Origin of the sequence: Bradyrhizobium sp. USDA 4538, from assembly GCF_024171045.1 — a bacterium.
Lineage (GTDB): Bacteria > Pseudomonadota > Alphaproteobacteria > Rhizobiales > Xanthobacteraceae > Bradyrhizobium > Bradyrhizobium australafricanum.
In genome coordinates this window covers 5704828-5723149 of the sequence record NZ_JALJZE010000001.1, presented here as the reverse complement: position 1 = coordinate 5723149, position 18322 = coordinate 5704828, and the positions used below count along the sequence as shown (strand labels likewise).

General features: G+C 65.6%; 19 protein-coding genes. 8 read left to right on the top strand and 11 right to left on the bottom strand.

The window, feature by feature from the left end; all coding sequences use genetic code 11:
• Nucleotides 1-3 precede the first annotated feature (3 nt).
• Together J2R78_RS25915 and J2R78_RS25910 are read right to left on the bottom strand one after the other, a co-directional pair.
• Entirely contained in the window at nt 4-1050 is a 1047-nt protein-coding gene (locus J2R78_RS25915) for a xanthine dehydrogenase family protein subunit M (RefSeq protein ID WP_253607320.1), read from the bottom strand.
• Nucleotides 1047-1544 carry a (2Fe-2S)-binding protein gene (locus J2R78_RS25910; protein ID WP_253607319.1) on the bottom strand — a complete coding sequence of 166 codons (498 nt, stop codon included), beginning with the start codon at nt 1542-1544 and terminating at the stop codon, nt 1047-1049. The genes J2R78_RS25915 and J2R78_RS25910 overlap by 4 nt, the downstream gene beginning before the upstream one ends.
• Before the next feature lie 152 nt (nt 1545-1696).
• Between J2R78_RS25910 and J2R78_RS25905 the strand changes: the two genes are divergently transcribed.
• Nucleotides 1697-2329 carry a TetR/AcrR family transcriptional regulator gene (locus tag J2R78_RS25905; RefSeq protein WP_253607318.1) on the top strand — a complete coding sequence of 211 codons (633 nt, stop codon included), beginning with the start codon at nt 1697-1699 and terminating at the stop codon, nt 2327-2329.
• A 118-nt stretch (nt 2330-2447) separates the two neighbouring features.
• Here J2R78_RS25905 and J2R78_RS25900 read toward each other — a convergent pair whose 3' ends face one another.
• From J2R78_RS25900 to J2R78_RS25885, 4 genes are all read right to left on the bottom strand, one after another.
• Complete coding sequence (locus J2R78_RS25900; protein WP_253607317.1) at nt 2448-3047, bottom strand: hypothetical protein; 600 nt, start codon at nt 3045-3047, stop codon at nt 2448-2450.
• Nucleotides 3048-3099: 52 nt separating this feature from the next.
• On the bottom strand, nt 3100-3288 hold the full coding sequence (locus tag J2R78_RS25895; protein WP_253607316.1) for a hypothetical protein: 189 nt from the start codon (nt 3286-3288) through the stop codon (nt 3100-3102).
• Between the two features lie 36 nt (nt 3289-3324).
• The gene (locus tag J2R78_RS25890) at nt 3325-3768 is read right to left on the bottom strand and encodes a hypothetical protein (protein ID WP_253607315.1); all 444 of its coding nucleotides are present in this window, start codon (nt 3766-3768) and stop codon (nt 3325-3327) included.
• 373 nt (nt 3769-4141) lie between these two features.
• Nucleotides 4142-4495: a hypothetical protein gene (locus tag J2R78_RS25885; RefSeq protein ID WP_057015179.1), complete on the bottom strand. Its 354-nt coding sequence runs from the start codon at nt 4493-4495 to the stop codon at nt 4142-4144.
• 146 nt (nt 4496-4641) lie between these two features.
• On the opposite strand from J2R78_RS25885, the gene J2R78_RS25880 reads away from it, so the two are divergent.
• Nucleotides 4642-4845 (top strand): hypothetical protein, encoded by a 204-nt coding sequence (locus J2R78_RS25880; protein ID WP_253607314.1) that lies wholly within the window; start codon nt 4642-4644, stop codon nt 4843-4845.
• Between the two features lie 384 nt (nt 4846-5229).
• A complete protein-coding gene (locus J2R78_RS25875; RefSeq protein ID WP_253607313.1) occupies nt 5230-8361 on the top strand; it encodes a multidrug efflux RND transporter permease subunit in 3132 nt (1043 codons plus the stop codon).
• Nucleotides 8362-8384: 23 nt separating this feature from the next.
• Here J2R78_RS25875 and J2R78_RS25870 read toward each other — a convergent pair whose 3' ends face one another.
• Nucleotides 8385-9650, bottom strand: a complete 1266-nt coding sequence (locus tag J2R78_RS25870) for a D-amino acid dehydrogenase (protein ID WP_253607312.1) — start codon at nt 9648-9650, stop codon at nt 8385-8387.
• A gap of 106 nt (nt 9651-9756) precedes the next feature.
• Nucleotides 9757-11085 carry an aspartate aminotransferase family protein gene (locus J2R78_RS25865; RefSeq protein WP_035631725.1) on the bottom strand — a complete coding sequence of 443 codons (1329 nt, stop codon included), beginning with the start codon at nt 11083-11085 and terminating at the stop codon, nt 9757-9759.
• A 160-nt stretch (nt 11086-11245) separates the two neighbouring features.
• Here J2R78_RS25865 and J2R78_RS25860 point away from each other — a divergent pair, with 160 nt between their 5' ends.
• Both J2R78_RS25860 and J2R78_RS25855 read left to right on the top strand, forming a co-directional pair.
• A complete protein-coding gene (locus J2R78_RS25860) occupies nt 11246-11794 on the top strand; it encodes a cupin domain-containing protein (RefSeq protein ID WP_018273259.1) in 549 nt (182 codons plus the stop codon).
• A gap of 67 nt (nt 11795-11861) precedes the next feature.
• Nucleotides 11862-13394 (top strand): lysozyme inhibitor LprI family protein, encoded by a 1533-nt coding sequence (locus tag J2R78_RS25855; RefSeq protein ID WP_253607311.1) that lies wholly within the window; start codon nt 11862-11864, stop codon nt 13392-13394.
• Nucleotides 13395-13695: 301 nt separating this feature from the next.
• On the opposite strand, the gene J2R78_RS25850 is transcribed toward J2R78_RS25855, so the two are convergent.
• A complete protein-coding gene (locus J2R78_RS25850; protein ID WP_057015183.1) occupies nt 13696-14448 on the bottom strand; it encodes a Crp/Fnr family transcriptional regulator in 753 nt (250 codons plus the stop codon).
• 139 nt (nt 14449-14587) lie between these two features.
• Between J2R78_RS25850 and J2R78_RS25845 the strand changes: the two genes are divergently transcribed.
• Both J2R78_RS25845 and J2R78_RS25840 read left to right on the top strand, forming a co-directional pair.
• Nucleotides 14588-15019 (top strand): hypothetical protein, encoded by a 432-nt coding sequence (locus tag J2R78_RS25845; RefSeq protein WP_057015184.1) that lies wholly within the window; start codon nt 14588-14590, stop codon nt 15017-15019.
• 118 nt (nt 15020-15137) lie between these two features.
• Nucleotides 15138-15542 (top strand): DUF4864 domain-containing protein, encoded by a 405-nt coding sequence (locus J2R78_RS25840; protein WP_225160594.1) that lies wholly within the window; start codon nt 15138-15140, stop codon nt 15540-15542.
• A 7-nt stretch (nt 15543-15549) separates the two neighbouring features.
• Here J2R78_RS25840 and J2R78_RS25835 read toward each other — a convergent pair whose 3' ends face one another.
• Together J2R78_RS25835 and J2R78_RS25830 are read right to left on the bottom strand one after the other, a co-directional pair.
• Nucleotides 15550-16707, bottom strand: a complete 1158-nt coding sequence (locus J2R78_RS25835) for an MFS transporter (protein ID WP_375162585.1) — start codon at nt 16705-16707, stop codon at nt 15550-15552.
• 212 nt (nt 16708-16919) lie between these two features.
• Nucleotides 16920-17255, bottom strand: coding sequence for a hypothetical protein (locus J2R78_RS25830; protein WP_229191757.1), 336 nt, complete (start codon nt 17253-17255; stop codon nt 16920-16922).
• Between the two features lie 397 nt (nt 17256-17652).
• On the opposite strand from J2R78_RS25830, the gene J2R78_RS25825 reads away from it, so the two are divergent.
• Nucleotides 17653-18282, top strand: a complete 630-nt coding sequence (locus tag J2R78_RS25825) for a DUF1326 domain-containing protein (protein WP_057015186.1) — start codon at nt 17653-17655, stop codon at nt 18280-18282.
• Nucleotides 18283-18322 lie beyond the last annotated feature (40 nt).

Below are 18322 nucleotides of genomic sequence, written 5' to 3'. Positions count from 1 at the left end.
GCGTTACGCTCCTGCAACGGATGAGAAGGGAGAGCCCGGCAGCGCGGGAATGCGATCCGGCGTGCCTGCAGCAGCAAGGGTGAGCGCGCGCACGACGATGCGCTGCGCGAGCTCGATCTTGAAGGCGTTGTCGCCGGACGGTTTTGCGCCCGCGAGCGCGGCGCGCGCCGCCTCGCGATAGGTCGCCGCATCCGGCGCGGCGCCCGCGAGCACCTGCTCGGCCTCGCGCGCCCGCCACGGCTTTGCCGCGACGCCGCCGAGCGCCAGCCGCGCCTCGCGGACTTTTCCATCCTCGATGCGCAAGCCGGCCGCGGCCGAGACCACGGCGAACGCATAGGACGTGCGCTCGCGCACCTTGATGTAGCGCGCATGCCCGGAGAAGCCTTGCGCTTCGGCCGGCAGCCGCAGCGCGACGATCAGGTCGCCGCGCTCCAGCGCGGTCTCGCGCTCCGGCGTCTCGCCCGGCAGACGGTGCAGCGCCTCCAGCGGCAGCTCGCGCCGGCCGGTCTTGCCCTCGATCTCGACGACGGCATCGAACGCGATCAGCGGCACGCAGAAATCCGACGGATGGGTTGCGATGCAGCCCTCGCTCCAGCCGAGCACCGCGTGCAGGCGGTTCTCGCCCTTCAGCGCGTCGCAGCCGGCGCCCGGCCAGCGCCGGTTGCAGGCGCTGCCGGCGTCGTAGAAATAGGCGCAGCGCGTTCGCTGCATCAGGTTGCCGCCGACGGTCGCGGCATTGCGCAGCTGGGCGGACGCGCCCGACAGCAACGCCTCGGCGACCGCCGGATAGTTGCGCGCAAACTCCGCATCATGCGCGAGATCGGCATTGCGCACCAGCGCGCCGATCCGCAAGCCGCCGTCGGCCAGATGCTCGATGCGGTCGAGCCCCGGCAGACGCGTGACGTCGACGAGAAGGCTCGGCCGGCTGACGCCGCCCTTCATCAGGTCGAGCAGATTGGTGCCGGAGGCGAGATAGCTCGCGCCCTTCTCGGATGCCGCCGCGATCGCGTCCGCGACGCTGGCCGGCCTGACATAATCGAAGTTCATCATGCGGAGCGCCTCTGCTTGGTCGCGTTGATGTCGGCCTGCGCCTCGAGCACGGCCTCGGTGATTCCTTGATAGGCCCCGCAGCGGCACAGATTGCCGCTCATGCATTCCCGCACGCGCTCCGGATCATCGCCGACCTGGCCTTCCTGGATCAGGCCGATGCCGCTCATGATCTGGCCCGGCGTGCAGAAGCCGCACTGGAAGCCGTCATGGGCGATGAAGGCGGCCTGCACCGGATGCAGCTGGTCGCCGCGCGCGACGCCTTCGATGGTTGTGATCTCGGCGCCGTCATGGCTGACGGCAAGCGCGAGGCAGGAATTGATGCGGCGGCCGTCGACCAGGACGGTGCACGCGCCGCACTGGCCGCGGTCGCATCCCTTCTTGGTACCGGTGAGGTCGAGCCGCTCGCGCAACAGGTCGAGCAGGGTTACGCGGGGGTCGTCGAGGGCAATTTCCCGGCGGACACCGTTGATAGTGAGGCTGAGTGGGAGATTCATGCAGGGCTCCGATCCGTGTATGGTCGGTTTGAATCGAGGCAACGGAAGCCCGTGGCCGCCGATGCAGGATCGGCGCGCCTTGTCAGGCCCGGTGCTGGTCGCCATATACGGAGGCATCCTCCGTTTACAAGGGAGGGTGAAAAGAAAAAGCGATGGCCGGTCGATCACCAGAAATTGCACGCAAGCCCCGCGCCGACGCCGTGCGCAACCGCGAGCGCGTGCTGGAAGCGGCCAAGGCCGTGTTCTCGGCCGGCGGCAGCGAGGCGAGTCTCGAGGCGGTGGCACGCCATGCCGGCGTCGGCATCGGCACGCTCTATCGCCACTTCCCGACCCGCGAGGCGCTGTATGAGGCGGTCTATCGCCGCGAGGTCGAGCAGCTCGGCGATCTGGCCGAGCAACTGCAATGCGCCCCCGAGCCGGTCGAGGCGCTGCGCCGCTGGCTGCGCGCCAATGTGGAATTCGTCGCCACCAAGAAGGGCATGGTCGCCGCGCTCGCGCTGGTCGCGCACGGCTCGACCGAGCTGCACGCCTATTCGTTCGACCGCCTGACCAGGGCGATCGGCACCCTGCTCGCGCGCGCGGTCGCGGCCGGTGCGATCCGTGGCGACATCAGCGCCGAGGACGTGCTGCGGGCGCTGATCGGCATGTGCTACATGCACGACCAGCCCGGCTGGCAGACCACTGCGCTCAGGCTGCTGGACGTATTCGTGGACGGCTTGCGGGTGCAGCCGGTCGGCACAACGGCAAAGCCTGCGAAGAAAGCCAACCCAAAGCCGTCACGGTGACCTTACCCATCGTAGCCCGCATGAGCGCAGCGACATGCGGGACCGACTGCCCCGGATATCGCGGAGCCTGTCATCGGCGGGCCATCGCGCGACCCGTGGCTCAACGGGCTATGCTTGTTCAGGCCTCCATGTTGAAGAGGATGCCGAGCGGCAGCCGGGGTCCTGCCGGATTGACATGAAGCACCGCATCGATGGTGCGCGCGGCGGGGGATGACGGCTTCATCCAGTCAAGATGACCGGCGAGCCAGGATCGCGGCTCCGCAGCCAGCACGATCGCCGACCCCCAGTCATCCAGCGGATTGTCGCGGGCCAGCGCCTGCTCGCGGCCGGGAATGGTTGTGCCGGCGGCGCCCATCAGATGATGCAGCACCGCCTTGGCAAGCAGGTCGTCGAAACGTCCGTCATCGACCCGTTCGCTCCCGACCGCATCGATCGCGAACAGCGCGTCGGCTTCGGCGCGACTGACCGAGTGTCCGGCGTGACCGGCGGCACAGAGGATGCGCGCACATAGCGCGGCGTCGGCGGCGTCGATCGTTCGCGAGAAATGCGCCCGGCCGGCCACCGTGGGTCCCTCGCCCGCGATGATGTCGCAATACACCAGCGCGAGCGCCGCGGCGCTGCGGGCCGCAGCGTCGGACGTTGACCTCGCGATTTCGGCAACAAGATCCTCCGCGCCGCGAGGCGCATGCGGGGGCAGCTCAAACTCATGGGCACGCATCGATCGCTCTGCTGTTGATTGCCGCCCGCCCCACGATGGCGGCGGCCACCGCTCAAGGACGTCCGGTGCGTGGCCGCAGCCACCGCATGATGATTTCATGCGGTGTTCGACGGCTGCTGCGCGGCAGGTCGTGCCGCTGCAGCGCCGCCGTTGCAAAGGCGGCCGCCTGCTCGCTGGATTGCCGTTTCTCGCGCGCCAGCAACATCCATTCGCGGATCACGGCGCGTCGCACCTTTGACATGGTGATTTCCCCTCGCGATAAGCCGCGTTCAGCGCGTCAGGCCGCAAGCTGCAGCGGATGGGCTTGCGACCTCCGTGCCGACAGCGCGCAGCCGTACTGATGCACGATGCCCTGCTCGACGACGAAGCCGCGCCGCTCCAGCGACGCCCGCAGGCTTTGGTTGGCCGAGGGCTTCTGGGCATCGACCCACACCACCAGCACCGCACGGGCGCTAAGGACATTCGTCAACCAGTCCAGCGCCGGCTCGAGCGAGAGAAGCGTGCGCCGCCGCCAATCGACCAGCGCAACGTCGTACTGACCGGCGGGGCGGCCGCAATTGCCCGACGCCGCCGCGCGCGCGTAGCCGCGCCGCTGCAGCTCGAACATCAATTCCATGCTCCTCGTGCCGGCCACGACGATGCGCTGTTGCGTCGTGCAGCCGGCAAGCGCGATCATCGGCTCGATGATCCGGTCGCCGATAGCAATCTGAAGCGAAGACATGACATCACCTTTCGGTTCGCTGCCGCGCTCGCGGCCGAACCTCAACGGTCTGGCCTGCACGCGAGAGCGTCTGCGTCGGGCTCAATATCTTCAGGGCGGGATATGAATTCGAGAGCGCCGCGGGCTCTACGGCATATGAGCCGCATAGGCCCGCGCCGGATGCGATGGCTGCGGTCGCTGAGCACGGTGGCCGCGCAAGTGTGCTAAAGTGCACAGACGATCAGGTTGGCATTCGGTTAGATCGTCGCATTGCCAAGCTTGGTACATACATATCTGTTCATATTCGCGATCCAGCCCGGCCATCGCGCCGGGCTCTTTCGTCGCCGAACCCGACCGTAATGAAAAACCCCGCGCTGAGGCGAGGCTTTCGCGATCATCGCGGATTGGTCCGCGTTCCGCTGTTGTTGCCGGGAAGGTTTGAGGTCCCGGTCCCGGTCGCGGAATTGTTGTTTGGGTCGGTCCAGTAGTTCGGCGTCGAGGTGCCTGGGTTGTTCATGTTCCCGGTCGTGCTGCCGGGCGGATTGCTCATTCCCGAGCCGGTTCCCATCCCGGTTGTGCCGCCGGTGCCGGTTCCTGTGCCGGAGCTTCCGGTCCCCGCGCCTGCACTCGCACCGCCGGCCGATCCGCCACCGGCGCCGCCCCCACCGCCGCCGCCACCCTGCGCGAAGGCGAGCGATGTCGACAGCATCACGGCCGCAGCCAATCCGATCGTTGCCAGTTTCTTCATGTGAGGTCCTTTCCTGGTTCGACCGGAAGCAACGTGGACCGCAAGGCGCACGTTCCTGCACGGCGGGACACACATCCGGCGCGGGCTCGCGAGGAACATGATGCTGGCTGTCCTGTTGAGCGGAATAGCGTTCCCGGAGGTGCGCGATGAAGATGCTTCAAATGCAGCACGAGATCACGGCCGAGCTGGAAAGACGATCCGGTGTCACTGGCCTGAAGCTGATCCGGCTTAAGGGCTATACGCCGAGCTGGGATCTCGGCGGCACCCGCGAGGCGGCGCTGGACGAGGCGAAGGAAAAAGAACTTCGCGACATCGTGACCAGGATGCAGGACGAGTTCGACATCGCCTAGGACTGCTGCACCAGCACGTTGCACCGGACAAGCCGCGCCTGAACAATCATGACGCCCCCTCGTGGCGTCGAGCCAACCGCGCGCGCAATAATATGTCGTCCACGATATATTATGCGTCAGGGACATTTTTGACGCTTCCCAAACGGCGATAACGGCACGCGAATTCCGGCCATTGAACGAACGTCGAATGGCCGATCCGACGTTTCCATTCGCGCGGCATGCCTCGGAATGATTATGCTGGCAAAAAACAGGTAGACGCGGAGGCAAACTCCGCGATCTGCCGATTGGCCATGGCGAGGAAAACGCGCGTTCGCGCTCGAGCTTTCGAGGACGACTCCCGATATTCGGGAAAAGATGCGCCTGCCGTTCATTTGGATCGCAGAAATGAACGAGAGCATCTCATCTCGGTTTATCCGCTACCCGATCGGTACCTCGCTGCTGATGGCCGGCATTCTGTTCGTAGGAATGGTCGCCTATCCCCTGCTGCCGGTCGCGCCCCTGCCGCAAGTCGACTTTCCGACCATCCAGATTTCCGCAAATCTGCCCGGCGCCAGCCCGGAAACCATGGCCTCCTCGGTTGCGCAGCCGCTGGAGCGGCAATTCGCGCAGATTCCGGGCATTGCCCAGATGACCTCGACGAGTTCGCTCGGGTCGACCGCGGTCACCATTCAGTTCGATCTGAACCGCAGCATCGACGGCGCCGCCAACGACATCCAGGCGGCGATCAATGCCGCAGGTGGCCAGTTGCCCAAGAACCTGCCGACGCCGCCGACCTATCGCAAGGTCAACCCGGCGGACTCGCCGATCCTGCTGCTGTCGGCGACCTCGGACACCCTGCCCCTCATCACCGTGAGCGACGCGGTCGACGCCCAGCTCGGGCAGCAGATCAGTCAGATCTCGGGCGTCGCCCAGGTGTTCATCGGCGGGCAGCAGAAGCCTTCGATCCGCGTGCAGATCGATCCCGCCAAGCTGGTCGCCAAGGGGCTCTCGCTGGAAGATATCCGCGGCCAGATCGCGATCACGACGGTCGACAGTCCGAAGGGCAACATCGACGGCACGAGCCGTGCCTACACGATCTACGCCAACGATCAGTTGCTGGATGCCAAGGACTGGAATGACGTGATCATCGCCTACCGCAACGGCGGCCCGTTGCGGATTCGCGACATCGGCCAGGCCATCGCCGGGCCGGAGGACATGAAGCGGGTCGCCTGGGCGGACGGCAAACGCGGCGTGTTCCTCGTCATCTTCAAGCAACCCGGCGCCAACGTCATCGGAACGGTCGACAGGATCAAGGAGCAGCTTCCAAGGCTGGTTGCCGCGATTCCACCCGCCATCAAGATCAAGATCATCAGCGACCGGACATTGACGATCCGCGCCGCAGTCGAGGACGTGCAGATCACACTGCTCATCACCATCGTTCTGGTCGTCATGGTGATCTTCCTGTTCCTGCGCAGCTTCTGGGCGACGGTGATTCCCGCCGTGACCGTGCCGCTCGCGCTGCTCGGCGCCTGCGCGCTGATGTGGGTGTTCGGCTACACGCTCGACAACCTTTCGCTGATGGCACTGACGATCGCCGTCGGCTTCGTGGTCGACGATGCCATCGTGATGCTGGAAAACATCACGCGATACGTCGAGCAGGGCGCGCGGCCGCTCGCCGCGGCATTGCAGGGCGCCGGCGAGATCGGGTTTACCATCCTGTCCATCAGTATCTCGTTGATCGCGGTGCTGATCCCGCTGCTGCTGATGGGTGGCGTGATCGGCCGACTGTTCCGCGAATTCGCGGTGACCCTGGCGATGGCGATCTTCGTCTCCCTGGTGGTGTCGCTGACGCTGACGCCGATGATGGCATCGCGCTTCCTGCGCGCGCATGGCGAAACCAGGCACGGCCGGCTCTACCAATGGAGCGAGGCGGCATTCGACAGGATGCTGCATGCCTATGAGCGAGGGCTTGATCGGGCGCTGAGCTGGAGCCGGACCACGCTCTGCATCTTCTTCGCGACGGTCGCACTGTCGGTCTATCTGTTCCTGATCATTCCGAAGGGATTCTTCCCGCAACAGGACAATGGCTTCCTGAACGCGGTGTCGGAGATGGCCCAGGATATCTCTTTCGCCGACATGGAGCGGCACCAGGAAGAACTCAGCAGGATCGTTCGGGCCGATCCCGCGGTGGAGAGCATGGCCGAGTTCATCGGCGGCGGCGGCACCGCGCTGAATTCGGGTCGCATGTACATCACGCTGAAGCCGCGCGAGGAGCGCGACGCGAATGCGCAGCAGATCATCGCGCGGCTGCGGCCGAAGCTCGAGGCGGTCGAGGGAGCACGTCTCTACATGCAGGCGTCCCAGGACGTCCGGCTGGGCGGCCGCGCCACGCGGACGCAGTTCGAATACACGCTGCAGGATGCAAAGCTCGACGAGCTGAACGAATGGGCGCCGAAGATTCTGGCCAGGATGAAGACGCTGCCGGAACTGCGCGACGTCGCCACCGACCAGCAGACCGAGGGAACGACGCTGACGCTGACCATCGATCGCGACACCGCGTCGCGCTTCGGTATCCAGCCGCAACTGATCGACGACACGCTGTACGACGCGTTCGGCCAGCGCCAGGTGACCCAATACTTCACCCAGCTCAACAGCTATCACGTCATCCTGGAGATCCTCCCCGAATTGCAGGGCAAGCTCGACACGCTCAACAGGCTCTACATCAAGTCGCCGACCACGGGGGACGAGGTGCCGCTCTCCGTGTTCTGCAAGTGGACCACGATTCCGGTGCGCCCGCTCGCGATCGCGCACCAGGGACAGTTTCCTGCGACCACGATCAGCTTCAACCTCGCGCAAGGGGTGGCGCTCGGCCAGGCCACCGATGCCATCCAGAACGCCGTCGCCGATCTCGGTGCTCCAGCCACGCTCAGCTCTAGTTTCCAGGGCACCGCGCAGGCTTTCCAGCAGTCACTGAGCTCGGTGCCGCTGCTGATCCTGGCCGCGCTGGTCGTGGTCTACCTGATCCTCGGCGTGCTCTATGAGAGCTACATTCATCCGCTCACGATCCTGTCCACGCTGCCATCGGCCGGGGTCGGCGCGCTGGCGATCCTGATGGCGTTCGGATTCGATTTCAGCCTGATCGCGCTGATCGGCATCATCCTCCTGATCGGAATCGTGAAGAAGAACGGCATCATGATGGTCGACTTCGCGATCGCCGCCGAACGCGAGGAGCATCTGTCGCCGCGTGAATCGATCCGGAAAGCGGCCCTGCTGCGCTTCCGCCCGATCATGATGACGACGATGGCGGCGCTGCTCGGCGGCGTCCCGCTGATGCTGGGCACCGGAACGGGATCGGAAATCCGTCAGCCGCTCGGCTATGCGATGGTCGGCGGCCTGATCGTGAGCCAGGCGCTCACGCTGTTCACCACGCCGGTCGTGTATCTCTATCTCGACCGATTCTCGAATGCGCTGTCGAACTGGACGGCAACGAAGCGAGACGACGATGTCGAACCGCCCGTGAAGAACGCCGCCGAATAGTGGCTCGCGTGCGGCAATGGGGCTTACCCGAACCTGACATCGTAGCGCTTGATCGACAGCTCCTTGGTGTCGATCTCGGGCTTCTTCCCCGAGAGCATGTCCGCCAGCACCCGGCCCGAGCCGCAGGCCATGGTCCAGCCGAGCGTGCCGTGGCCGGTGTTGAGGTGCAGATTGGCAAAGCGCGTCGCGCCGATCACCGGCGGGCCGTCCGGCGTCATCGGGCGCAGCCCGCACCAGAAGGTGGCCCTGGGAAGGTCGCCGCCGCGCGGAAACAGGTCGGTCAGCGAATGGTCCAGCGTCGCGCGCCGCGCGGCGTAGAGCTTGGTCGAATAACCTGAGATCTCCGCGGTGCCGCCGACGCGGATGCGATCGCCGAGCCGGGTGATCGCGACCTTGTAGCTCTCGTCCATCACGGTCGATTCCGGCGCGCCGGACGCGTCCCTGATCGGAACGGTGATCGAATAGCCCTTGACCGGATAGACCGGCAGCGAGATGCCGAGCGGCCGCAGCAGGATCGGCGAATAGCTGCCGAGCGCCAGCACATAGGCATCCGCCGTCATCATTCCGGCGCTGGTCGCGACGCCGGTGATCCGGGTCGTGTCCGCATTCAGCCCGTCGATGCCGACATTGAAGTTGAAGCGCACGCCGAGCTTCTCGGCTTCCAGCGCCAGGGCCTGCGTGAACATGTGGCAGTCGCCGGTCTCGTCATGCGGCAGCCGCAGCCCGCCGGCGAACTTTTCCTTCACGCCGGCCAGCGCGGGCTCGGCGGCGATGCAGCCCTCGCGGCCCAGCACCTCGAACGGCACGCCGTATTGCTTCAGCACCGCGATGTCGTCGCCGGTGTGATCGAGCTGGGCCTGCTCGCGAAACAGCTGCAGCGTGCCGCGCGCACGCTCGTCATAGCGGATGCCGATCTCGCTGCGCAGCGCCTGCAGGCAGTCGCGGCTGTATTCCGCGATCGGGATCATCCGGCTCTTGTTCACCGCGTAGCGCGACGTGGTGCAGTTGCGCAGCATCTTCAAGAGCCAGAGCCACATCACGGGATCGAGCTTGGGGCGGATCACCAGCGGGCCGTGCTTCATCAACAGCCACTTCACCGCCTTGACCGGCACGCCGGGGCCGGCCCAGGGCGACGAGTAGCCCGGCGACACCTCGCCGGCATTGGCAAAGGAGGTTTCCAGCGCGGGCTTCGGCTGACGGTCGATCACCGTGACCTCGTGGCCTGCGCGCGCAAGGTAATAGGCAGAGGTGACGCCGATCACGCCACTGCCGAGAACAAGGACCTTCACTTTTCCTCACATCCTGCAGCGAAAACGCAATCGCCGCTGCGAAACCACTCTGCTTCGCAACGGCGACAGCAATTTGTAGAGCTAGCTAATATCTAGCTAGCAATTATCAGGCCACGCGCTTGATGGAGTCGCCGAGGATCGAGACGATGTCGTCGATGTGCGACTTCTCAACGATCAAAGGCGGCGACAACGCCAGCGAGTCGCCGCTCATGCGGAAGTAGAGGCCGCGGTTGAAGCAATCGACCATGATGTCGTAGCCGCGCGCGCCGACGACACCATCGCGCGGCGCGACTTCGACCGCACCCATCAGGCCCTGGTTGCGGATGTCGACCACGTTCGGCAGGCCCTTCAGCGAATGCAGGGCATCGCGCCAGTAGTCGGCGAGCGAGGCGCCGCGGGTCAGCAGAGCTTCGTCCTTGTAGATGTCGAGCGTGGCAAGACCCGCCGCGCAGGCCACCGGATGCGCCGAATAGGTGTAGCCGTGGAACAGCTCCATGGCGTTGTCCGGGCCAACCATCAGCCCGTCGTGGATCTGACGGCTGGTGAACACCGCGCCGCACGGCACGGTGCCGTTGGTGATACCCTTCGCGGTCGTCATCATGTCGGGCGTCACGCCGTAGAAGTTGGCGGCGAACGGGGTGCCGAGGCGGCCGAAGCCGGTGATGACCTCGTCGAAGATCAGCAGGATGCCGTGCTTGGTGCAGAGCTCGCGCAGGCGCTGCAGATAGCCCTTCGGCGCCGGCAGCACCGCGGTCGAACCCGGCACCGGCTCGACGATCACCGCCGCGATGGTGTCGGCGCCATGCAGCGCCACCATCCGCTCGACATCGTCGGCGAGCTCGGCGCCGTGCTCCGGCTGATCCTTGGCGAAGGCGTTGCGGGCGAGATCGTGGGTATGACGGATGTGGTCGACGCCGGGCAGATGGGTCGCGAACTGGCGGCGGTTGGCGACCATGCCGCCGACCGACATGCCGCCGAAGCCGACGCCGTGATAGCCGCGCTCGCGGCCGATCAAGCGGGTGCGGCTCGGCTGGCCGGCGGCACGATGATAGGCCAGCGCGATCTTCAGCGCGGTATCGACCGATTCAGAGCCCGAATTGGTGAAGAAGACGCGATCCAGCCCCTTCGGGGCGATCTCGGCGAGCCGCTCGGCGAAATCGAACGCCAGCGGGTGGCCCATGTTGAACGAGGGCGCGAAGTCCAGCGTCGACAGCTGCCGCTCGACCGCGGCCGCGATCTGCGGGCGGCCGTGGCCGGCGTTGACGCACCACAGGCCGGCTGAGCCGTCGATCACCTGCCGGCCGTCGACCGAGGTGTAGTACATGCCCTTGGCGGAGGAGAACAGCCGCGGAGCCTTCTTGAACTGCCGGTTGGCCGTGAACGGCATCCAGAACGAGTCGGTCTTGATGGTGTTCGGAATCTGATGAACGGTCACGGTGGCGCTCCATTGCTGACTGATGCTAGTCGGACCACTCTTCCAGGCACTCAACAAGTCCTTTTCTGCCGCAGCGCAAGCCATTGATCTTGTTGAGGCGGTCTGCCAAGATTTGTTCGATCCGCAACACCTGCAACAGGGATTTGCCAAGGGGACTGCCATGAGCGTCGACATCGGCGGTCGGCTTCGATTCATCCGCGCGCGCCACAAGCTATCGCAGCGCGAGCTCGCCAAGCGCTCCGGCGTGACCAATTCGACGATTTCGCTGATCGAATCCAACCAGATGAACCCGTCGGTCGGCGCCCTCAAGCGCATCCTCGACGGGATTCCGATGGGACTCGCCGAATTCTTCGCGATCGAGCCGGAGCGGCCGCGCAAGGCGTTCTATCGCGCCGACGAGCTGACCGAGATCGGCAAGAAGCCGATCTCCTACCTGCAAATCGGCGACAGTCTGTTCGGCCGGGCGTTGCAGATCCTGAAGGAGCGTTACGAGCCCGGCAGCGACACCGGCCGGGTGCCGCTGGTGCATGAGGGCGAGGAAGGCGGCATCGTGGTCTCGGGCCGGCTCGAGGTCACGGTCGACGACGAGCGGCGGGTGCTCAACGCCGGCGACGCCTATTACTTCGAAAGCCGCCGCCCGCACCGCTTCCGCTGCATCGGCGCCAAGCCGTGCGAGGTGATCTCGGCCTGTACGCCGCCGACGTTTTGAACCCGGCGCGCGCGGCGGGCGACCCAAGCCGCAGGGGCCGCATGGCGCGGCCGTGCGGGTGACGTCGATGCCTTGCTCTCCACGGCTTGCGGCCGCCGCCGCGGCCATCGCGGTCCTTGCGTCCGGCCCGTCCGTTGCGATGGACGACGATCTGCGGGCATCGAGCAGCGCGCCGACCGCGATCAGGCTGTGCGGCGATAGCGGCGACAGCACGATCAAGACCGCGGACTGCGGGAAGGCCGGCACCGACAGGCTGGTGACGCAGATCGACAGGGTGTTCGACGCGGCGCTCGGCAGGATGCCGGCGAACGTCAAGCCGCTCTTGAAGCGCGACCAGGCCTGGTTCAACGAGATGATCATCGACGCCGCCGAGGTGCTGGCCGATAGCGACGCGGACGAATTGAAGGAGAGCTTTGCGCAAGCCCTGCGGCGCCGCGCCGCCGCGCTTGAGGGAATGGCATCCGGCCGTCCCGGCATCGCCGGCAACTGGGTCAATGCTTTCGGCAACATCACGCTGACGCCGGCCGACGGCGGCACCTATCGCCTCGCCGCCGATCTGCGCGGCGACTATGGCGGCGACCGCAAGCGAAGCTGCAAGCTCACCGTCGACCTGAAGCCTTCGGGGAATGGCTGGCTCGCCGGCACCGTGGTGATCAATACGGACACAGCGGCCGACAAGCCGAAAGCCGACGCTGCGGCCGCTCCCGCCAGGCCGCCGTCAGTCAAACTCCGCCGCCAGGGCGAGACCTTGCGGATCGTCGGCAGCATCGATGACGAGGAATGGAACGGCGTCGCCGACTGCTCGTCGATGTGGCAGGTCACCGGCAGCTATTTTGCCGCCGGCAAGGATACGGCATCCGACCGGGCGGACACCGCCTTCGTCGTCCCGACCTTCGACTGCACCAGGCCGGAGACGGCGACCGACGAGGAAATCTGCGCCGACCCTGATCTGGCCGACAACGACCGGCGGCTGAACCGCGCCTGGAAGGCATTGCAGCCGCACCTCGACGAGGCGACGCGGCGCGCGCTGATCGACGACCAGCGCAGCTGGGTGAAGAGCCAGACGCAGCAATATCCCGAATTCCTGCACCCGGCCTGGAACAAGCAGAGCTCCCAGGTTCACTTCACCGTCGATGCCCGCGACCACGTCGACGGATTGCAGCGCGAACGCCTGGCGCTGCTCGAAGGCTTTGACGACAAGCGCAGCGGGCTTGCCGGCATCTGGCTCGCCCATAACGCGATCATCAAGATCACCACCGAGAGCAACAGCGCCGTGAAGGCGACGGGATGGAAGTGGGACCAGGGCGACTGGAAGGCCGGCTGCGACTACGAGATGACGGGCAAGATCGTCGGCGGTACGTTCCGCTCCGACGAGCAGCGCAAGAACCCGGACACGCTCGAGCGCGACCACGCCATGCTGATCGTCAACCGGCAGGACGATCTGTTCGCGAAGAAGCGCTACTCGAACAAGGACGGCACCGAGAACAAGGACGCCGACGAAGCGAAATGCAAGCGCCGGCTCGACAACTCCTCGACCGCGCGGCTGTTTCCCGCCCGCCCCTCACCCGACATCGACAATTTCAAGGGCTCGATCAGATAGAGCGTCTTCAGGCGAAGTGGATATCGGTTCGCGTGACGAAAGCGCGTCAAGACAACGATCCAGAGACCCGTTCCGATTCAATCGGACCGGAATGGCTCTGATCACGCGACCGTATCACAGATCGCGCGTCTGCCGGTCGCCCCAGGCAATAACGGCGGCAATGGTGGCGAACATCGCGGTGACCGCGATCATGACGAGGATGGTGTCGAGAGGCATGGGTCGTCTCCTGCATATGATGGAGAGACCTAGCGCGCCTGCGCGCGCATCGCCTTGTGCTGGATCAAAACCCGACGCCGCGGCGTCAGCTCGCGCCGCTCAGCTTGAGCCGTTCGAGGTCGAGCAGCCGCACGCCATCGGGCACGATCAACACCACCTTCTCGCGCGCAAGGCGGGTCAGCGTGCGGCTCACCGTCTCGATGGTGAGACCGAGATAGTCGGCGATGTCCTGCCGGCTCATCGGCAGCGGCACGGTGACAGACACGCTTCCGATCCGGGCGTATCGCGTCTGCATGTGGAGCAAGAATGCAGCGATCTTTTCCTCGGCACTGCGCCGTCCGAGCAGCAACATCTGGTCCTGCGCCAGGCTCAACTCGTGCCCCGCGAACTCATGCAGGCGGCGCAGCAGATGCGGCTTGCCGTCGACATAGGCGAGGAACGCCGATCGCACGAAACGGCAAACCGCGACGTCGTTGACCGCCTCCGCGGTGACGCCGTAGCGGTCCTGCAGCGCAAGTCCGAGGAAGTCGCCCGGCAGCGCGAAACCCACGATCTGGCGGCGGCCGTCGGGCAATGATTTGTAGAGCCGCACGACCCCGTCGGTGACATTGAACACGCTGCCCGCCAGCGCACTCTGCTCGAACAGCGTCGTTCGCGCCGGAACCTGCTTTGCCTGGCTGATCCGGTCGAGCTCCTCGAGCTCGGACGGCTCCAGCGCAGCGCAGACGCTGAACAGCCTGACCTTGCAGTCCTCGCAGCCATTCGTGGCGCGGCCGTGCCTGCAGTCGGAACGCGTCGCGCCTGCACACGAATCCTGCAGTGGCTCGGCAATGCTCATGGCTTCGGGTGTCCGCTTGGTTGGGTGCTTGACACTATCAACCCCGATTTGATCTGGATCAACCGCCGGCGGCATTGATGCAGATCAATGCTGCGCCGCGCTTTCCCCAGCAGTTTCGCCATCATCGGGGAATCCGGCGATGAACGAGCAATTCCAGGCACTTCCGATCGACCATCAGCATGCGATCGTGGCCTATCCGCTGGTGTTCATGCATGATGCCAGTATTACCACGGATCAATGGCTGCGGTTCGTGCGCCGGCGCTGCCGCGGCAGCTCGCCCGAGACCGGGCTGATCGCGATTCGCGATCGCCGCGGCGTGATCCATGCCCTGTTCAGTTACCGCATCGACAACGACCTGCGCGTCCGCAAGCGGCTCAGCATCGGCGATCTGATCGTCGCGCATCTGCCCGGCTCGCGGATCGACGATGCGGTGTCGAACGTCATCGCCGAGGTTTCGGCGCAATACGGTTGCCAGATCGTCACCATCGAGCAGCCATTCGCAACGCGTCATGCGCGGCACGCCGGATGCCCGACTGCCGAGGCGCTGCGGCACCATCGGCGCGTCAACTGACATCGCGCTGCGTGGCCGTTCGGAGCCAGCCGCCGAATGCGCCTGCTCCGTTGCCGCCGTGGTCGTGCGGGAGTAGCCTTGCGGCGGCTGGAAGGTCGACTGTCGACGGTGCCACCGCATGCGCATCATCCTGATGTTCGTCGCTATTCTGCTCGGCTCGCTCGCTCCCGCAGCGGCCGACGACGTCGGCGCCGCGCAGGCCGTGATCCGCGCGCAGGAGCAGGCGTTCGGCCGCGACGACGCCGCGGCGGCCTATTCGCATGCCGCGCCGGCGATCCGGCAGATCTTTCCGCAAGCCGACATCTTCATGTCGATGGTGCAGAACCAATACGCGCCGGTCTATCGGCACAGGAGCTTCGAGTTCGGCGAGGCGCGCAGCGACGGCGACCGGATCGCACAGCGCGTCCATATCGTCGACGCCAATGGCGAAGCGTGGGAGGCGCTCTACACGCTGGAGCGGCAGGCCGACGGCAGCCTGAAGATCACCGGCTGCTCATTACTCAAGGCCGGCCAGGCGGTGTGATCGAGAATTACGCCAGCGCCACCCGCTGCCGCGAGCGCATCATGAGCAGCAGGATGATGCTGACATTGAGCAGGTTCCAGGCGAGGCCGTTGGCGAAGGCGGCGGCATAGGAGCCGGTGGCGTCGAAGATCACGCCCGAAATCCAGCCGCCAAAGGACATGCCGAACACCGAGGCGAAGATCACGATGCCGATCCGCGTCGCGGCCTCCGACGCCGGCATCGCCTCGCGCACGATGATCGCGTAGCTCGGCACGATGCCGCCCTGGAACAGGCCGAACATCGCCGAGATGATGTAGAGCGAGGTCAGGCTGTCGAAGAACAGATAGAACAACAGCGCCGCGCCTTGCGCGATCGAGCCGATCAGCAGGGTGCGGATGCCGCCGATCCGGTCGGCGAGGAAGCCGGAGCCGATCCGGCTGATGATGCCGAAGCCGAGCATCAGCGACAGCATCTCGGCGCCGCGCGCCACGCCGTAGCCGAGATCGCCGCAATAGGCGACGATATGGACCTGCGGCATCGACATCGCCACGCAGCAGGAAATCGACGCGAGCGACAGTATCGCGGTCAGCGCGTTGGTGGAAAGCTTGAGGTCGACCCGGGGTGGTGCCGCGTTGCCATGGCTGCGCCTGGTCGCCGCGCCCATCAACACGCGCAGCACCATGAGTGCCAGCAACATCGCGATCGCGGTGAAGATGCCGATTGCAATATGGGTGGTGCGCCAGCCGACACTCTGCATGCCGAAATTGACCAGCGGCGGCCACACCGTACCGCCGACGTAATTGCCGCTCGCGGCGATCGCGACCGCGAGGCCGCGGTAGCGCTCGAACCAGTGCGACGCCTCCGCCATCAACGGGCCGAAGGTCGCCGCCGACGACAGGCCGATGGCAAAATGCAGCAGGATGAAGGCCCAGATCGACGGCGCGTAGCCGGCGCCGACATAGCCGAGGCCGAGGATGCCGATCCCGGCGCCGATCGCCGCGACGATGCCGTAGCGGTCGCTGATCTTGCCGGTCACGACCTGGCCGAGGCCGAAGCCGAGCATCACCATGGTGAAGGCGAGCGAGGCCGTTCCGCGGGTCGCGCCGAAGTCCGTCTGCACCACGGGCAGCGCCACCACGACCGACCACATGCCGACGCTGCCGAGCGAGCCGATCACCACGGCCACGACAAGCCGCAGCCATGCCCGGCGCGAGTCGGGAATGAACGTAGCGACTTCAGGGGAAAATTCAGAAGAAATTACCACGGCAGGCGGAACTTCGTCGGCATTTGCCTCCGGGTCAAGCCACATTGCCGAGAGATTAGGCATGCGCCAGCAAGGGGACGCCGCCCCTTGAAACGGCACGCTCCGCGGCGGATTCGCGCGCGGCTAGCGTCGCATCAATTCCCGAAGTTCGGGTCCTGCGACTGGAACGGGCCGCATTTGGCGCGTTTCGCAAACCGCTGATCGAAATCGACCGTGCCCCCGCCCACCGGAATCTGTGTCGGCGGCAGTCCCCTTGTGTACTGGTCGACGGTCACCGTCTTCTTGTCCGCGCTCATCGTGACGCGAACCGGCTCAAGCGGCTTGCCCTTGTTGGCCTCGGTCAGGTCGAGCGCGTAGTAGCCGATCACCGTCTGGCCGGCGCGCAGGCCTTGGCCTGCCAATGCAACCGATAGCGGTAGATAGACCTCCATCCTGACGCCTTCGCCGTCGCACGCCAGCATGCGCATCATGGCGGCGTCCTGGCCCGGAGGCTTTGCGGCAGCACCCGTCGCGACGGAAAGGGTGACAGCCGCGACAGCCCTGAAACCACCAATCCAGGGTTTGCCGGTCGTTGCCGCCGCACGGTCTCCTTGGCTTGTAATGGAATCCCCCGACACGAAGCGACTTGCTCGGTATTTCGTCTGACGTCGAGGCTGGGACGTTCAATCCCGGTCCGTCCTCCCTCCCCGATCGGCGCCTCCGTGCGCCGCCGCGGCGATGTTTGGGCGATCGGGCGTCAGCGCTTCCTGTACCGCCGGACCGGTTGCTGCTATGATCCCGGCCTACTTGAACTGATCCGGTTTTTTTGAAGCGGAAGGCATTCTGAAGCGCCTGCATTGATCACCGACAGTCATATGGAGGTTTGCCATGGCTTCTGACTGGCGTCTCGAAGGCGAATGGATCAAGAACTGCAATTGTGCATTTGGCTGCCCCTGCGATTTCAATGCGCTGCCGACGCATGGTTCCTGCAAAGGCATGGTCGGCATGCGGATCACCAAGGGGCATTTCGGCAGCACCAAGCTCGACGGCCTGGTGTTCGCGGCAACCGTCGACTTTCCCGGCGCGCTTCACGAGGGCAACGGGCAGATGCAGCCGATCATCGACGAGCGCGCCACGGCGGAACAGCGCGAAGCGCTGTTCAACATCCTGTCCGGCAAGAATTCGGCCGAAGGCACGCTGTTCCAGATCTTCAGCCTGATCGTGACCAAGATCCATGATCCGGTGTTCGTGCCGATCGAGTTCTCCTTCGACAAGAACGGGCGCGTCGCCAAGCTCGTCGCCAAGGGCGTGCTGGAGACCGAGGTCGAGCCGATCAAGAATCCTGTCACCGGCACGCCGCATCGCATCCAGGTCGTGATGCCGGAGGGGTTCGAGCATAGGGGGGCCGAGGTGGCCTCCTCCAACATCCGCTCGACCGGGGCGATCAAGTACGAGACCAAGGGCTCGCACAGCTCGCTCGCCAACGTCGTGCAGACGCCGGACGGCGTCGCGGCCTGACACGGCCGGACGCGGTTCGGCCGTTCGGCTGCTGGGATCC

Bases quoted from the DNA above. Each gene is read 5' to 3' on its own strand.
- J2R78_RS25905 (WP_253607318.1), top strand. From the start codon at position 1,697: ATGGCCGGTCGATCACCAGAAATTGCACGCAAGCCCCGCGCCGACGCC.
- J2R78_RS25830 (WP_229191757.1), bottom strand. From the start codon at position 17,255: ATGATGCGCATGCTGGCGTGCGACGGCGAAGGCGTCAGGATGGAGGTC.
- J2R78_RS25875 (WP_253607313.1), top strand. From the start codon at position 5,230: ATGAACGAGAGCATCTCATCTCGGTTTATCCGCTACCCGATCGGTACC.
- J2R78_RS25825 (WP_057015186.1), top strand. From the start codon at position 17,653: ATGGCTTCTGACTGGCGTCTCGAAGGCGAATGGATCAAGAACTGCAAT.
- J2R78_RS25855 (WP_253607311.1), top strand. From the start codon at position 11,862: ATGCCTTGCTCTCCACGGCTTGCGGCCGCCGCCGCGGCCATCGCGGTC.
- J2R78_RS25845 (WP_057015184.1), top strand. From the start codon at position 14,588: ATGAACGAGCAATTCCAGGCACTTCCGATCGACCATCAGCATGCGATC.
- J2R78_RS25910 (WP_253607319.1), bottom strand. From the start codon at position 1,544: ATGAATCTCCCACTCAGCCTCACTATCAACGGTGTCCGCCGGGAAATT.
- J2R78_RS25880 (WP_253607314.1), top strand. From the start codon at position 4,642: ATGAAGATGCTTCAAATGCAGCACGAGATCACGGCCGAGCTGGAAAGA.
- J2R78_RS25885 (WP_057015179.1), bottom strand. From the start codon at position 4,495: ATGAAGAAACTGGCAACGATCGGATTGGCTGCGGCCGTGATGCTGTCG.
- J2R78_RS25915 (WP_253607320.1), bottom strand. From the start codon at position 1,050: ATGATGAACTTCGATTATGTCAGGCCGGCCAGCGTCGCGGACGCGATC.
- J2R78_RS25890 (WP_253607315.1), bottom strand. From the start codon at position 3,768: ATGTCTTCGCTTCAGATTGCTATCGGCGACCGGATCATCGAGCCGATG.
- J2R78_RS25850 (WP_057015183.1), bottom strand. From the start codon at position 14,448: ATGAGCATTGCCGAGCCACTGCAGGATTCGTGTGCAGGCGCGACGCGT.
- J2R78_RS25895 (WP_253607316.1), bottom strand. From the start codon at position 3,288: ATGTCAAAGGTGCGACGCGCCGTGATCCGCGAATGGATGTTGCTGGCG.
- J2R78_RS25840 (WP_225160594.1), top strand. From the start codon at position 15,138: ATGCGCATCATCCTGATGTTCGTCGCTATTCTGCTCGGCTCGCTCGCT.
- J2R78_RS25860 (WP_018273259.1), top strand. From the start codon at position 11,246: ATGAGCGTCGACATCGGCGGTCGGCTTCGATTCATCCGCGCGCGCCAC.
- J2R78_RS25900 (WP_253607317.1), bottom strand. From the start codon at position 3,047: ATGCGTGCCCATGAGTTTGAGCTGCCCCCGCATGCGCCTCGCGGCGCG.